The 14,748-nt window shown below is 68.7% G+C and carries 12 protein-coding genes; 7 read left to right on the top strand and 5 right to left on the bottom strand.

Annotated features, from left to right (window positions below; translation table 11 throughout):
• Position 1: 1 nt before the first annotated feature.
• The 5 genes from ABIE67_RS11990 (at position 2) to ABIE67_RS11970 (ending at position 5,501) form a co-directional block, all read left to right on the top strand.
• Complete coding sequence (locus ABIE67_RS11990) at positions 2 to 1,042, top strand: pectinesterase family protein (protein WP_370256434.1); 1,041 nt, start codon at positions 2 to 4, stop codon at positions 1,040 to 1,042.
• A complete protein-coding gene (locus tag ABIE67_RS11985; protein ID WP_370256433.1) occupies positions 1,035 to 2,306 on the top strand; it encodes a polysaccharide lyase family 1 protein in 1,272 nt (423 codons plus the stop codon). The genes ABIE67_RS11990 and ABIE67_RS11985 overlap by 8 nt, the downstream gene beginning before the upstream one ends.
• Positions 2,293 to 3,453, top strand: a complete 1,161-nt coding sequence (locus ABIE67_RS11980; protein WP_370256432.1) for a dienelactone hydrolase family protein — start codon at positions 2,293 to 2,295, stop codon at positions 3,451 to 3,453. The genes ABIE67_RS11985 and ABIE67_RS11980 overlap by 14 nt, the downstream gene beginning before the upstream one ends.
• Before the next feature lie 37 nt (positions 3,454 to 3,490).
• Entirely contained in the window at positions 3,491 to 4,603 is a 1,113-nt protein-coding gene (locus ABIE67_RS11975; protein ID WP_370256431.1) for a chondroitinase-B domain-containing protein, read from the top strand.
• Positions 4,604 to 4,703: 100 nt separating this feature from the next.
• Positions 4,704 to 5,501, top strand: coding sequence for an HAD family acid phosphatase (locus tag ABIE67_RS11970; RefSeq protein ID WP_128436666.1), 798 nt, complete (start codon positions 4,704 to 4,706; stop codon positions 5,499 to 5,501).
• 3 nt (positions 5,502 to 5,504) lie between these two features.
• Here ABIE67_RS11970 and ABIE67_RS11965 read toward each other — a convergent pair whose 3' ends face one another.
• Positions 5,505 to 7,712, bottom strand: coding sequence for a family 43 glycosylhydrolase (locus ABIE67_RS11965; RefSeq protein ID WP_370256430.1), 2,208 nt, complete (start codon positions 7,710 to 7,712; stop codon positions 5,505 to 5,507).
• A 235-nt stretch (positions 7,713 to 7,947) separates the two neighbouring features.
• Here ABIE67_RS11965 and ABIE67_RS11960 point away from each other — a divergent pair, with 235 nt between their 5' ends.
• The gene (locus tag ABIE67_RS11960; protein ID WP_370256429.1) at positions 7,948 to 9,102 is read left to right on the top strand and encodes a right-handed parallel beta-helix repeat-containing protein; all 1,155 of its coding nucleotides are present in this window, start codon (positions 7,948 to 7,950) and stop codon (positions 9,100 to 9,102) included.
• 101 nt (positions 9,103 to 9,203) lie between these two features.
• On the opposite strand, the gene ABIE67_RS11955 is transcribed toward ABIE67_RS11960, so the two are convergent.
• The 3 genes from ABIE67_RS11955 to ABIE67_RS11945 all read right to left on the bottom strand — a co-directional run bounded on the left by ABIE67_RS11955 (position 9,204) and on the right by ABIE67_RS11945 (position 11,548).
• On the bottom strand, positions 9,204 to 10,037 hold the full coding sequence (locus tag ABIE67_RS11955) for a pectate lyase (RefSeq protein ID WP_370256428.1): 834 nt from the start codon (positions 10,035 to 10,037) through the stop codon (positions 9,204 to 9,206).
• A gap of 87 nt (positions 10,038 to 10,124) precedes the next feature.
• Positions 10,125 to 10,982, bottom strand: coding sequence for an anti-sigma factor (locus tag ABIE67_RS11950; protein ID WP_370256427.1), 858 nt, complete (start codon positions 10,980 to 10,982; stop codon positions 10,125 to 10,127).
• Positions 10,979 to 11,548: a SigE family RNA polymerase sigma factor gene (locus ABIE67_RS11945; RefSeq protein WP_370256426.1), complete on the bottom strand. Its 570-nt coding sequence runs from the start codon at positions 11,546 to 11,548 to the stop codon at positions 10,979 to 10,981. The genes ABIE67_RS11950 and ABIE67_RS11945 overlap by 4 nt, the downstream gene beginning before the upstream one ends.
• A 258-nt stretch (positions 11,549 to 11,806) precedes the next feature.
• On the opposite strand from ABIE67_RS11945, the gene ABIE67_RS11940 reads away from it, so the two are divergent.
• Positions 11,807 to 13,258: an NCS2 family permease gene (locus ABIE67_RS11940; protein WP_370256425.1), complete on the top strand. Its 1,452-nt coding sequence runs from the start codon at positions 11,807 to 11,809 to the stop codon at positions 13,256 to 13,258.
• Positions 13,259 to 13,271: 13 nt separating this feature from the next.
• Here ABIE67_RS11940 and ABIE67_RS11935 read toward each other — a convergent pair whose 3' ends face one another.
• Complete coding sequence (locus ABIE67_RS11935) at positions 13,272 to 14,717, bottom strand: penicillin-binding transpeptidase domain-containing protein (protein WP_370256424.1); 1,446 nt, start codon at positions 14,715 to 14,717, stop codon at positions 13,272 to 13,274.
• Positions 14,718 to 14,748: the final 31 nt, after the last annotated feature.

Here is a 14,748-nt window from a genome sequence, read left to right as displayed (position 1 = left end):
CATGCGCAGGCGCACTCTGTTGGCGGGGGCGGCGGGAGGCCTGGCGGCGGGAAGCCTGATCGCGGGAGGGGCCACTCCGGCCCTCGCGAGCGGCCGCCGCGTCCTGCACGTCCGCCCCGGCGACTCCGTCCAGGCGGCCGTCGACGCGGTGGCCGGGCCCGGCCGGACGATCGTCGTGCACCCGGGGATCTACCGCGAGGTCGTCAAAGTCCCGGCGGAGGCGGCCGAGTTGACGATTCGCGGGGCCACCCGTGACCCCCGTGACGTCGTCATCGTCCACGACAACGCCAACGGCACCCAGAAGCCCGACGGCTCGGGCACCTACGGCACCGCGGGCTCAGCCACCTTCGCCTCGGCGGCCCCCGGGCTCACCGTCCGCGACCTGACCCTGGCCAACGACTGGCTGCGTGCCGACCATCCCGACATCACCGGCACCCAGGCCGTCGCCGCGTACGTCACCGGCGACCGGACCCACTTCGAGAACGTCCGCCTTCTCGCCCACCAGGACACCCTCTTCGTCGACACGACCGCGCTCGACGCCTTCGACCGGCAGTACTTCCACCGCTGCTACATCGAGGGCGACGTCGACTTCGTCTTCGGGCGGGCCACGGCCGTCTTCGAGGACTGCCGCTTCCACACGCTCGCACGGGACGTGGACTTCACCCCCAAGGGCATAGTCTTCGCCCCGTCCACGGCCCGTGCCAACCCGCACGGCATCCTCGCCGTCCGCTCCCGTATCACCTCCGGCGCCGAGGACGCGGCGTACAAGCTGGCCCGCCCGTGGGTGCCGACGTACGAGACGACCGCCTGGCCGTCCCTGGTCGTGCGGGACACCCGGATCGGGCCCGGGATCGACCCGGTGGCGCCGTACACCGACATGCGGGAGCAGTATCCCTGGCAGACCATGCGGTTCCGGGAGTACCGCAACTGCGGGCCCGGTGCGGTGATCTCGGCACCGGAGAACCGGCCCCAACTGACGCGGGCCGAAGCCCAGTCGCACACCGTGAGGACCTATCTCGGCGGCTGGCGGCCGTATGCGTAGGGTGGCCGCCCTCCTCGTCTGCGCAGGCATCCTCTGGCCGGCTCCCGCCTCGGCGGCCACCGCCCGCGAACCCGTCGGCTGGGCCGCTACCGGCACCGGCACCACCGGCGGCGCGGGCGGCACGACCTGGACCGTGCGCACCCGCGCCGAGCTCAAGGAGGCCCTCGCGGGCGACGGCGACCCCACCGCGCCCAAGGTGATCCGGGTCGTCGGTGCCATCGACGGCCACGAGACGGCCGACGGTTCCCTGCTGGGGGAGCAGGACTACGCGCCCGGATACGACCTGGCGAAGTACATGTCCTGCTTCGGCCGGGACGGTGCCGAGTGGTCGGACACGCGGTACGACTACTGCAAGCAGCAGCGTCAGCTCCGCCAGACCGGCTCCAACAAGGAGAAGGCGCAGATCCAGCTGACCGTGCCGAGCAACACCACGCTCGTCGGCGTCGGCGACCACGCTCGGCTGCTGGGCGTCTTCCTGACGGTCAACACCGGCACGAACATCGTCGTCCGCAACCTCCGTCTCGAAGCGCCCGTCGACCACTTCACCAGCTGGTCACCGGACGACGGCACCCAGGGCAACTGGAACGCCCGCTTCGACGCCATGACCGTCATCACCGGCAAGCACATCTGGATCGACCACTGCACCTTCACCGACGGCCGCTTCCCCGACCGCGCGGCGCCCCTCGGCTTCCACGGCGAGCGCGTCCAGCGCCACGACGGGCTCCTGGACATCGAGGACGGCTCCGACTTCATCACCGTCTCCGACAGCCGGTTCGACGACCACGACAAGGCGATCCTCATCGGGTCCGGCGACGGACGCGGTGACCGGGACCGCGGGCACCTCAAGGTGACCTTCCTGCGAAACCTCTTCACCGACATCGTGCAGCGCGGACCCCGCGTCCGCTTCGGACAGGTGCACGTCGTCAACAACGTGTACCGGGGCCGGGCGGCCGACACCGTCTACGCGCTCGGCGTCGGCGTGGAGTCCGCGATCTTCTCCGAGCGCAACGTGTTCCGTTACCGGCAGGGCACTCCCGCCCTCGCGGTGGCGGACTACGGCGGCGACCGCTTCCAGGACACCGGCTCCTGGTTCAACGGCCGCCCCGCCCACCTGAACGCGGTGGCGAGCGACCTCGGCCTCACGACCGACGTCGGCTGGGACCCCGCCGACGTCTACGACTACCGGCCCCTCAGGTCCGCGGCCGCGGTCGAGGCGTACGTCCTCCGTCACGCCGGCACCGGGAGGCCGTATGCGCGGCCATGACGCGGTGGGACGCCGGGCCTTCGTGGTCGGGGCCGGGGCGGCGACGCTGTTCGCCGGGGGAGGGGTGAGCGGGGCGGAGGCGGCCGTGGTGGACGGACCGCTGCCCGACTTCCATCCCGCCCTCAAGGACGGGCTCACCTTCCCGCTCGCCTGGGGACGGTCACCGATCCGCGACTTCCGCGCCTGGCGGCGTACCGCCCGCGCCAAGGTCGAGGAACTGCTCATCGTGGGCCGACAGGAACACACCCCGTACGCGCCGGAGTTCGGCCCGCGCTCCGGCGCCGACGGCTACACGCGAGAGCTGGTGACCGTCTCCCTCACCCCCTACGAACGCGTCCGAGGCGCCGTGCTCACCCCGCACGGCCCCGGCCCCTTCCCGGCGGTCCTGCTCCTGCACGACCACGGCGCCAAGTTCGACATCGGCAAGGAGAAGCTCGTCCGGCCCTGGTACGACAACGCGCGGCTCGCCTCCGCGCGGGCCTGGGCGGACAGGTACTTCAGCGGGCGGTTCGTCGGCGACGAGCTGGCCCGGCGCGGATACGTCGTGCTGTGCCTGGACGCGCTCGGCTGGGGTGACCGGGGCCCGCTCACCTACGACCAACAGCAGGCGCTGGCCTCCAACTTCTACAACCTCGGCTCCTCGCTCGCGGGACTCATGGCCCGCGAGGACGCCCGCGCCGCCGGTTTCCTGGCGGGCCTCGACCGCGTGGACACGCGCCGGGTAGCGGCCGTCGGGTTCTCCATGGGCGCCTTCCGCGCCTGGCAGACGGCCGCGCTCAGCGACGACATCGCCGCCGCGGCGGCCGTCTGCTGGATGACCGGCCTGAAGGAAATGATGGTGCCCGGCAACAACACCCTGCGCGGGCAGTCGTCGTACTGCATGCTCCACCCCGGGCTTCCCCGGTTCCTCGACTTCCCCGACGTGGCGAGCATCGCCGCACCCCGGCCGATGCTCTTCTTCGACGGCGGGCTCGACCCGCTGTTCCCCGCCGACGGCGTCCGCGTGGCGTACGACAAGCTGCGCGCCGTCTGGCGGTCCCGCCACGCGGAGGAGCGGTTGCGTCCGAAGACCTGGCCCGACCTCGGCCATGTCTTCGTCGACCGCATGCAGGACGAGGTCTTCACCTGGCTCGACACCGTCCTGTGAACCATCCCCCACCCGCACGAGGAAGGACCCGCTCTCCATGTCTCGTCGTACCGCTCTCGCCACCTTGGCGGCCCTCACCCTGGGCGCCGGCCTGGCCGTCCTCCCCACCCAGGCCCAGGCCGCGACCGTGGTGGTCAGCAACTCCACCGACCTGTCCAACGCCATCAAGAACGCCACCGCCGGCACCGTCATCCAGGTGCGCGGCGGCACCTACTACCCGACGGCCACCCTGCAGTCCACGGCCAACGGCACCTCGTCGGCGCCGGTCACGCTCACCGCGTACGGCTCGGAGACCGTGAAGATCGACGGCTCGAACCTGCCCGACGGCGACTGGATCTTCAAGCTGACCGCCGACTACTGGAACGTCTCCAACATCACCTTCCAGAACTCCCCGGACAGCGCGGTCGTCTGCCAGTCCTGCACCGGCACCAACTGGAACAACATCAAGACCATCAACGGCGGCGACTCCGGCTTCACGCTCACCGGCGACGGCACGGTCAACAACACCGTCAGGAACATCGACTCCTACGGCCACTACGACCCCGCCAACCACGGCGAGAACGCCGACGGCATCGCCGTGAAGTTCGGCTCCGGCACCGGGAACCTGATCACCGGCGCCCGCCTCTACAACAACTCGGACGACGGTCTGGACTTCTGGTCCTTCTCCTCGCCCGTCACCGTCGAGCACACCTGGGCCATGGGCAACGGCAAGAACCGCTGGTCCGACTCGGCCTTCGCGGGCGACGGCAACGGCTACAAGCTGGGCGGCGACGGCGAGACCGTGGCCCACGTCATCAACAACTCCGCCGCCTGGGACAACGCCGGCAACGGCTTCACCGAGAACAGCAACAAGGGCGCGATCGTCATCAACCGCACCACCGCCTACGCCAACGCCAAGTGGGGCTACTACTTCGCCACCGGCGCCGCCCGCCTCGGCAAGAACCTCGCCGTGAGCAACGGCGGCGGCCAGGTGAACAAGGGCTCGTCGGTGGTCTCGGCCGGCAACAACTGGGACTCCGGCATCTCGACCCCGGCCTTCCGCTCCACCGACGCCTCGAGCACCTACAACGCCCGGCAGTCCAACGGCTCGCTGCCGGCGACGACCTTCCTGACTACGGGCAGCACGACCATCGGGGCGACGATGGACTGACCTGCCCGGGGGAGCGCGAGACCCGTTCGTCCGTGAGACAGGTAAAGATCGGGCAACGGGTCTCGCGCTCATGAGGGTGACGCGCGTAGAAATCTTTGTCATGCATAAACCACTGCGTATCGCGGCCGTCACCGCCGCCTGTGCCGTCGCCGGTGCCGCCCTCTACGGCGCCGGCGCCGCCACGGCCGGACAGTCGACCGCGAACAGCACCCACGAGCCCTACAACATAGGGCTGCTGGTCAAGGACATAGACACCTACTACGGCACCACGCCCGACGCGAACGGCGTGTACCAGGCGTCCAAGGACAGCCCCTACGCCAAGGACCTGGCGAGCATCGACAAGGCCGCCCGGAAGTACATCGACAAGGCGGCCCGCAAGGCACTGCACAAGGGCGAGAAGCCGGCCGTCGTCTTCGACATCGACGACACGTTGCTGCTCAGCCTGGACTACGAGAAGAAGACCAACTACACGTACAACAGCGCCACTTGGGCCGAATACGTCAACAAGGCGGACCGCCCGGCCGTCTTCGGCAGCCCGGAACTGGTGCGGTACGCCGAGTCCAAGGGCGTCGAGGTCTTCTACAACTCGGGCCTGAGCGAGGCGCAGCGCTCCGCCGCCGTCGAGAACCTGAAGAAGGTCGGTGCCGATGTGAACCTCGACGCCGACCACATGTTCCTCAAGGACAAGGCGAACCCGCCGGCCTACCTCGCCGAGTGCGCCACGCCGGGCACCTGGAACTGCACGACCGTGCAGTACAAGTCCGGCACCCGGCAGCACATCGAGGACGACCTCGGCTACGAGATCATCGCCAACTTCGGCGACCAGTACAGCGACCTCGAAGGCGGCTACGCGGACCGGACGTACAAGCTGCCGAACCCGACGTACTTCGTCAGCTGAGCCTCACCGCCGTACGGGGCGGATCCCCTCCAGCGTCGGCACCACCGGCTTGATCGTGCCGTCGGCCGCGAACTCCAGGCGGTCGACGGTCGTCTCCCGGTGCATGCCGTCCCCGCCCGGCTTCCCGGGGCCGTTCAGGGCGAACCGGTGGTAGACGGCGTACCAGTCGTCGGTGCCGGGGGTGTTCACCACGGAGTGGTGGCCCGTGCCGAGGATGCCGTACTCGGGACGCTTGGACAGGATCGTCCCCTTCTTGGTCCACGGGCCGAGCGGGGACGGTCCCGTCGCATAGGCGACGTGGTAGTTCTCGCTACGGGTGTCGTCCTCGGACCACATGAAGTAGTAGGTGCCCTTGCGCTTGATCACGAAGGAGCCCTCGCGGAAGTTGTCCGGGGTGATGTCCCGCACCTTCGATGCGTCGTACGACACCATGTCGTCGTTCAGCGGGACCACGTATCCGTGCCCGTTGCCCCAGTAGAGATACGACGTCCCGTCGTCGTCCGTGAAGACGGCCGGGTCGATCATCTGGCCCCGCAGCGAACCGCCCTTGGCGACCAGCGGCTTGCCCAGCGCGTCCTTGAACGGGCCCGCCGGGGAGTCGGCCACCGCCACGCCGATCTGCTGTTCGGCACAGAAGTAGAAGTAGTACTTGCCGTCGCGCTCGGCGATCGCCGGGGCCCAGGCGTACTTGTCGGCCCAGCCGACGTCCGCCCCCAGGTCCAGGATGACGCCGTGGTCCTTCCAGTGGACCAGGTCCTTCGACGAGTACGCCTTGAACTTGGTCCCGCTCCAGCCCTGGAAGCCGTCCGTCGTCGGGTAGATCCAGTACTCGCCGTCGAGGTAGTGCACATCAGGGTCGGCGTTGAGGCCGGGCAGGGTGGGGCTGTTGGCGCGCACCGCCTCGACCGTCCAGACGCGCCTGGTGCCGTCCGCGCCGGTCACCGTGTACTTCTGCGGTTTGCGGAAGTCGCGCCGGGTGCCGGAGCGGGGGCTGACCGTGGCGCCCTCGCCGATCCACAGCTTCGGGGCGAGCCGGGACAGGTCCGCGTCCGGCCGCATGGGGAGCACGACCTTCGCGGCGCTGTCCGTGACGATCGCGTACCCCTTCTGGTCCTTCGCCGTCGCGTCCACGACCGAGGCGGGGCTCGCGGGATACGCGGCCAGCAGCCGGTCGTACTCCGCCTGCGTCACCGGGATCACCGTGCCGTGCCGGGGGCTCGCGGGCAGCTGGTAGTTCTGCGAGGGGGTCCACTTGCCCGAGTCGAGGTCGGTGGTTTCGAACGGGACGTAGCCGCGGCCGCCGTACTCGTCGACGAACAGGTACCACTTCTCCTCGGTGTTCGACTTGAACACCGTGGGCCCCTCGCCGCGCTCCATCGCGCCGCTGCCGATGCAGTCGGCCACGAAGTCGTACTTCGTCGAGGTCAGCGTCGTCGACTTCTCGGCGGTGATGAACTTCGAGCAGGGCGAGCTGGAGGACGGGTCGCGCTCGTCCTTGGTGTAGCGGTAGTACGTGCCGTCGTGCTTGACGACTGTGGAGTCGATGACGGAGTAGCCCGGGTCGTCCCAGACCTTCGGCGCGCTGAAGGTGCGGAAGTCCTTCGTGGTCGCGTACAGCATCTTGTTGTACGTCGACCCGGTGTGGTCGGGGTCGTCGTCGGCGTACAGCTTCGACGCCCAGAAGACGACGAACTCACCGAGGCTGTCATCCCAGTAGGCCTCCGGCGCCCAGGTGTTGCCCGCGTTGTCCGGCGAGACCTTCACCAGGCGCTGGTCGGTCCAGTGGACCAGGTCGGTGGACTCCCAGACCATGATGGACCTGCTGCCGTGCCGCTGGACCTGGTCCCAGCTGCCGCTGCTGTTCTGGTACATCCGCAGATCGGTGGCGATCATGTAGAACTTGTCGCCCTCGGGGGAGCGGATCACGAACGGGTCGCGCAGGCCCTTCTCGCCGATGGTCGAGGTGAGGACCGGCTTCCCGGCATTGAGTTCCCGCCAGTGCAGCGCGTCGTTGCCGCGGCTGAGGGCGTAGCGGATCTGCTCGCCGTCGGCGGTGCCCTCGCCGGTGAAGTAGGCGAAGAGATAGCCGGCGTACTCGGGGTGTTTCACGGGCGGTGCTCCGGAGTTCGCGGTACCGGCGGTACCGGGCGGGGCGGTGAGGAGGGCGAGAAGCAGCGAGAGACAGGCGACTAGGAGTATTCGTGGGCGCATGTCACTCCTGTGGTGGTGTGGGGGTTCCTGTTGGGTCGTGTGCGCCTTCGGAGTTTCACCAGTGGGAAACAGCACGTCAATCGATGCGTGCGAGATGAGAGCCGGCGAAAGTTTCGCTGGCTTTCGGTGAGGCGCGGCAACCTTCCCGGGCATAGCGGCGACCGGATGTCAGAAGCGGGCCGGGGCGGCCCCTCCGGCCCGCTTCGTCCCCATGGACCCAGGAAAGGAACCACCCGTGCGTCTGAGCACCGGCCGTCACCGCAGGACCCGTACGCTCTCCATAGCCGCGGCGATCGCCATCGCCTCCGGAGCGGGCGGCGTCTACCTCGGCCTCTCCGACGGCGGTGCCCAGGCCGCCGCCACGACGGTCACCGTGTCCAGTACCGCCCAGCTGGAGTCGGCCGTCAAGAACGCGTCCGCCGGTACGACCATCCAGGTCCGCGGCGGCACGTACACCCCGTCGGCCACCCTCAAGTCCCCGGCGAACGGCACGAGTTCGGCCCCGATCACCCTGCGGGCGTACGGCAGTGAGAAGGTGAGGATCGACGGGTCCGAGCTGCCCGCCGGTTCCTGGCTGGCCGGCGTCTACGGCGACTACTGGACCGTCCAGAACCTCACCTTCCAGAACTCCCCGGCCCAGGGCTTCGTCGCCACCTCGTCCGTGGGCGGCGTCTTCAAGAACCTCGTCACCGCGAACAACGGCGACTCCGGCTTCACCCTGCGCGGCGACGGCACCACGGACAACCTCGTGCAGAACCTCGACAGCTACGGCAACTACGACCCGGCCGGGCATGGGCAGAACGCCGACGGGATCGCCGTGAAGTTCGGCTCCGGCACGGGAAACCGGATCACCGGGGCGCGCCTGTACAACAATTCGGATGACGGGATCGACCTGTGGCAGTTCTCCTCGCCGGTCACCGTCGAGCACACCTGGGCCTTCGGCAACGGCAGGAACCGCTGGGGCGACTCGGCCTTCGAAGGCAACGGGAACGGGTTCAAGCTGGGCGGCGGGGGTGCCTCGGTGGCCCACGTCGTCAACAACAACGCGGCCTGGGACAACACGCTGCACGGCTTCACCGAGAACTCCAACACGGGGGCCAGCGCCCTGAACCGCAACACCGCGTACGCCAATGCCGAGACCGGGTTCTACTTCGCCACCGGCAAGGCGCGACTGGCCCGGAATCTCGCGGTGAGCAACAAGAAAGGGCTGTCCAAGGCGGGGTCGTCGACGGTGAACGCGGCGAACAACTGGGACGGCGGTGTATCGACTCCGGCCTTCAAGTCGACGGACGCGACCACGGCATACGGGGCTCGTAAGGCGGACGGTTCGCTGCCGGCGACGACCTTCCTGACGACGGGCTCCACGACGATCGGCTCGACCATGAACTAGCCCTCGGCGCAAGAACGAACGCCCCGCCGGTCGTCACCGGCGGGGCGTTCTGTTCTGCTGACCGAGGGGGGCTCAGATCAGCAGGTCCCTGGGGGCTTCGGTCACTGGTACGTGATGTCAGATGACGAGAACCTGCAAGCGGTTCCGTCCGGGCCGGTGCCGAGCTCCTTCGGCTCCTTGCCGCTGCTGTTGCCCTCGAAGCGGGTGCAGGTTTTGATCTTCCTGCCGCTGTCGCCGTGGATCCGGATCTTGCGCAGCGCGGCCGTGTCGCCGTAGTTGGAGTTGACGCCGACGATCGAGTTGCCGGGTGCGGTGACGTCCACGTCGTTGATGATGATCGACCGCTTGTACTGCGTCGAGCAGTTGCCGCAGCTGCGCACCAGCTTGCCGAAGTTCTGCACCTGGAACCTGGTCACGACCAGCTTCCCCGCGCCGTTGAACTGCAGCACCTTGTCGTCGGCGTTCTTCGCGCCGCCGCCGTACACCGTGTACACGGCCGAGGACGACTTGCCCTTGAAGGTCGCGGCGTCCTCGCCGACGTCCAGCCACCACACGTTCTGGAGGGTGCAGGAGCCCTTGCAGTGGACGCCGTCCGCGGCCGGGGTGCCGATGATGACGTTCTTGAGGACCGCGCCGTCGGCCAGCTCGAAGATCGGGTCCTGGCCCTCCTCCTGACCGCTGCCGCCCAGGTCGCCGGTGCCGTAGAACTTCGCCAGCTTGCCGTCGTACGTGCCCGACACCGGGATCGTCTTCGCCACCGGCTTGCTGTCGGTGGGCGTCGGCCAGGACGCGGCCGCACTGGCCGACGACAGTAAGGACGTGGTGGTGACGATGGCGGCGCCGGTGATGCCGAGGGCGGAGACTCCGGCGATCAGCGCCCGCCGCTTGGTGACTTTGCGGCGGTGCCGGACGCGCTGTTCGGTCTGTGCTGTCATGAACCGGTTCCTTGCGTGGAGAGGGGATCCTTGCGTCTCCTGGTCGCCACGCGTGAGGAAAGGGTTGCCGGTCCGGCGGGAACTTCTTTACGAATCCCCGTCGGCTGCCGAGTCGTTGTCGTCGTGCGGCGCGAAGCCGCCCGCCACGGACAGCTGCTCGCCGCCCGCCGTGGCCGTCATCGCATAGCTGTCGTCCTTGGCGTCCCGGCCGCCGCGCTCATGGTCGTACTGCCCCGCGAAGACCCACTCGCCCTCGGAAACCGTACGGCCCTCCTTGAGCACCCAGGTGTAGACGAGGAAGCCGTCCTTCTCCTCGACCGTCAGCGTGAAGTCGTCCTCGGGCAGCGACCGCCAGGCGCCGGCGTTGTTGACCCCGCCCGTCTGCGCCACCTTCAACCGGACGGTGAGCGCGGTGAGCCGCTCGCTCGTTCTGAAGGTCAGGTTGCTCTGCGCCCAGAAGTCGTTGCTGTGCGGGTCCACCGAGCCGTCCGACCACAGGGGGCCGTCCTCCTCGCCCTTGGCGGCGGGCGGCGCGGCGGTGGCGCTCGGCTGCCGTGTCGGCGCCTTCGTCGTCTCGCGGGGCTCCGGTGCGTCCTCGGGCGTCGGGTCCGCCGGCGGGACGGGGGGACGGCTCGTCGCGTCCGGGGACGGGGTGGGCGTCGGCGAAGTGGCCACCGTCTGCTGCGGAGTGTCCTCCTTCACGGCGGACGCCACCGCGTAACCGCCGACCGCGAGCACGCCGGCGACCGCGGCCGTGGCGGTCACCACCCGGGCCCAGCCGTACACGGGCGGACGGCTCGCGCGGTGGTCGCGACGGGTCTGCCCGGAGGGATCCGCCATACCGCGCTCGATCCGGGCCAGGATCCGTTCGCGGTGGGGCTCGTGCGCCTCGGCCGCCTCGTGCAGCCGGGCGCGCAGTTCGTCGTGCACGTCCCGCCGCATCATCGGTTCCTTCCTCCGGTCTCGCCGCTGCGAGCCATCGCCGCCGCATGCACCTTGAGCGGAGCGCCCTGCGTCCCGAGCAGCCGTTGCAGCTCGGCCATCCCCTTCGAGGTCTGGCTCTTCACCGTACCGACCGATATGCCCAGGGCGAGCGAGGTGTCCTTCTCGGAGAGGTCGAACGCATGCCGCAGCACCACACAGGCGCGTTTGCGGAACGGAAGTCTACGCAACGCCTCCTGGACGTCGACGACCCCCGCCACGTCCGGGTTCTCGGTCCTCTCCTCGCGCTGCGTCCAGAACAGGGCGACCCGCCGCCGCTCCCGGACCGCGCTGCGGATCCGGGTGCGGGCCAGGTTGGCGACGACACCGCGCGCGTACGCCACCGGGTGGTCGGCCGCGCGGACCCGGTCCCAGCGGTGCCACAGTGCGAGGAGCGCGTCCGCCGCCAGATCGTCGGCGGCATCCGCCTCACCCGTCAACAGATGGGCCAGGCGCGCGAGTTCGGCATAGTGGCGCTCGAAGAAGGCGTGGAACTCCACGGAGGCGGCGTCGTCGACGACCGTGCCCACGGGTGACTCCTCCTGCCTGAGAGTGGCATGTGAATGACATGTGTGCTTCCGGCGATCATTTCGAGATCATCCGGCGAGGTCCGGAAGCGTAGCAGTGATCGAATGCTCCGTTCGTACGGGACTTCGAACGACGTGTGATACGCCGCACGTGAGCAGCCCTGATTCCGTAACACGGAGAAAACCTGAACCGCGTTCAACGCGGGAACAATCCAGCCAGCATCCGCACACCGATCAGTCAGGCAACAAGGAGCAACCGCCATGTCCGAATCCCAGAAGGTGGCCGACCGGTCAACTGCCCCGCCGCCAGGCGTGAGCAGCGTCGACCGGTTCTTCAAGATCTCCGAGAGGGGCTCCACCTTCGCCCGTGAGATACGCGGCGGCTTCGCCACGTTCTTCACGATGGCCTACATCCTTGTCCTGAACCCCATCATCCTGGGCAGCGCGAAGGACAAGTTCGGCCACCAGCTGGACGCCGTCCAACTCACCACCGCCACCGCCCTGGTGGCCGCGGTCATGACGATCATCATGGGCGTCGCCGGCAACCTCCCGCTGGCGCTCGCCGCGGGCCTGGGCCTGAACGCCGTCGTCGCCTTCCAGATCGCCCCGCTGATGTCCTGGGACGACGCGATGGGCCTGGTCGTCCTCGAAGGCCTGCTGATCTGTGTGCTCGTGCTCACCGGTCTGCGCGAGGCCGTCATGCACGCCATCCCGCAACCGCTCAAGCAGGCGATCAGCGTCGGTATCGGCCTGTTCATCGCCTTCATCGGCTTCGTCGACGCCGGGTTCGTCACCCGTATCCCGGACGTCGCGAACACCACCGTCCCGGTTCAGCTGGGCGGTACCGGCACGCTCACCGGCTGGCCGATCCTCGTCTTCTGTCTCGGTGTTCTGCTGACGATCGCCCTGCTCGCCCGCAAGGTGAAGGGCGCCATCCTCATCAGCATCGTGACGATGACGGTCGTCGCGATGATCATCAACTCGATCGCCGACATCAAGGCCTGGGGCCTGACCACACCCGCCTGGCCCGACAAGCTGGTCGACACCCCCGACTTCGGACTCATCGGCCACTTCAGCCTGTTCGGCGCGTTCGGCGAGACCACCGCCATCACCGTCGTCCTGCTGATCTTCACGCTGGTGCTGTCCGACTTCTTCGACACCATGGGCACGGTCGTCGGCATCACCGCCGAAGCGGGCCTCCTCGACGAGCAGGGCAAGGTGCCCAACCTCGGCCGGGTGCTGCTGATCGACGGCGCCGCGGCCGCCGCCGGTGGTGCGGCGTCGGCGTCCTCGGCCACGTCCTACATCGAGTCCGCGGCGGGCGTCGGTGAGGGGTCCCGTACGGGCTTCTCCAACCTGGTCACCGGCGGTCTCTTCGCCCTGGCCCTGTTCCTGACCCCGCTGCTCACGATCGTCCCGCTCCAGGCGGCGGCGCCCGCCCTGGTCGCCGTCGGCTTCCTGATGATGACCCAGGTCAAGCACATCGACTGGGACAAGTACGAGATCGCCATCCCCGCGTTCCTCACCATCGCGGTCATGCCGTTCACGTACTCGATCACCAACGGCATCGGGGCGGGCTTCGTCGCCTACGTGGTGATCAAGACCGTGCTCGGCAAGGCGAAGGAGATCCACTGGCTGCTGTGGGGCACCTCGGTGCTGTTCCTGGTGTACTTCGCCATCAACCCGATCGAGCAGGTCCTGGGCGTCAAGTAGGCCCCTCGGCCCCTCAGTCCTTGAGTGCCGCCTCCATCACCTTCCTGGCCACGGGGGCGGCCAGCCCGTTACCGCTGACCTCCGACCGCTCCGCGTTCGACTGCTCCACGACCACGGCCACGGCGACCTCCTTGCCGTCGGCCTTCCCGTAGGACGTGAACCAGGCGTACGGGGTCTTGCTGTTGTTCTCGCCGTGCTGGGCCGTGCCTGTCTTGCCGCCGACCGTCGCGCCCGAGATCTGGGCGTTCGTGCCCGTGCCCTTCTCGACGACCGTCTGCATCGCCGACTGGAGCTGCTCGGCGGTGTCGGAGCTGACGATCTCCGTGGTGTCGGCGCCGTCGTCGTAGTTCTCCAGGACGTCACCGCCGCCGTCGGTGATCTGGGACACCATGTGCGGCGAGACCAGCTTGCCGCCGTTCGCTATGGCGGCCGACACCATGGCCATCTGGAGCGGGGTGGCGGTGACGTCGAACTGGCCGATGCCGGTCAGGGCGGTCGACGCCTCGTCCATGTCGGAGGGGTACACGCTGGTGTACGCCCGCACCGGCACGTCCTGCTCCTTGTCGTTGAAGCCGAACTTCTCGGCCATCGCCCTGACCTTGTCCTGGCCCAGGTCGACGGCCATGCTCCCGAAGACGTTGTTGCACGAGTACTGGAGAGCCACCCGGATCGAGGCGTTCTCGCACGGGGCGGACGGGTTCTCGTTGGTCAGCTCGTCGCTCGACTGAGGCAGCGGATACGGGTCCGGGCTGTCCGTCTTCTCGTCCACCGACGAGTACAGCCCCTCCTCCAGCGCGGCCGCCGCCACCACCAGCTTGAACGTCGAACCCGGCGGCAGCGGCTGGCGCAGCGCGCGGTTCGTCATCGGCTTGTCGGCGTCCTTGGTCAGCTGCTTCCAGGCGTCCGAGTCGCCCGTGGTGATCCGCGACGGGTCGTACGACGGAGTGGAGACGACCGCCAGGATCTTCCCCGTGGTGGGGTCGATCGCGACCGCGGCGCCCTTGTTGTCACCGAGGGCGTCGAACGCCGCCTTCTGGACATCCGGATCGATCGTCGTGATCACATTGCCGGGGTCGGACCGCTTGTTGGTGACCGTGTCCAGCACGCTCTTCAGCCGGTTGTCCGTGCCGTCCAGCAGGTCCCGGTAGACGCCCTCCAGCTGCGTCGCCCCGAACGCCTGCGAGCTGTAGCCGGTGACCGCCGCGTACAGCGCGCCGTCCTCGTACGTCCGCTTGTACGCGAGGTCGCCGCTCTTCATCGGCGCCGAGCCGGTGATGGCCTCGCCGCCCACGACGATGTTGCCGAGCGGCTCGCTGTACAGCGCGATCGTGTTCCGCCGGTTGTCCTTGTCGTCCGCGAGCGCCTGGCCTTCGTAGAACTGCACCCAGGTCGCCCTGACCAGCAGAGCGAGAACCAGCAGCAGCGTGAAGACGGACGCCCGCCTGATCGTCTTGTTCATCCCACTCCCAAGGACGATCAGGATGGGGGTA

It is taken from the genome of Streptomyces sp. V4I8 (assembly GCF_041261225.1).
Lineage (GTDB): Bacteria > Actinomycetota > Actinomycetes > Streptomycetales > Streptomycetaceae > Streptomyces.
The sequence above is the reverse complement of the archived record's forward strand: the minus strand, read 5'-3'. Positions and strand labels throughout refer to the sequence as shown.

Coding starts and splice junctions, on each gene's coding strand:
- ABIE67_RS11980 (WP_370256432.1), top strand. CDS start 2,293: ATGCGCGGCCATGACGCGGTGGGACGCCGGGCCTTCGTGGTCGGGGCC.
- ABIE67_RS11965 (WP_370256430.1), bottom strand. CDS start 7,712: ATGCGCCCACGAATACTCCTAGTCGCCTGTCTCTCGCTGCTTCTCGCC.
- ABIE67_RS11975 (WP_370256431.1), top strand. CDS start 3,491: ATGTCTCGTCGTACCGCTCTCGCCACCTTGGCGGCCCTCACCCTGGGC.
- ABIE67_RS11935 (WP_370256424.1), bottom strand. CDS start 14,717: ATGAACAAGACGATCAGGCGGGCGTCCGTCTTCACGCTGCTGCTGGTT.
- ABIE67_RS11950 (WP_370256427.1), bottom strand. CDS start 10,982: ATGATGCGGCGGGACGTGCACGACGAACTGCGCGCCCGGCTGCACGAG.
- ABIE67_RS11970 (WP_128436666.1), top strand. CDS start 4,704: ATGCATAAACCACTGCGTATCGCGGCCGTCACCGCCGCCTGTGCCGTC.
- ABIE67_RS11985 (WP_370256433.1), top strand. CDS start 1,035: ATGCGTAGGGTGGCCGCCCTCCTCGTCTGCGCAGGCATCCTCTGGCCG.
- ABIE67_RS11940 (WP_370256425.1), top strand. CDS start 11,807: ATGTCCGAATCCCAGAAGGTGGCCGACCGGTCAACTGCCCCGCCGCCA.
- ABIE67_RS11955 (WP_370256428.1), bottom strand. CDS start 10,037: ATGACAGCACAGACCGAACAGCGCGTCCGGCACCGCCGCAAAGTCACC.
- ABIE67_RS11990 (WP_370256434.1), top strand. CDS start 2: ATGCGCAGGCGCACTCTGTTGGCGGGGGCGGCGGGAGGCCTGGCGGCG.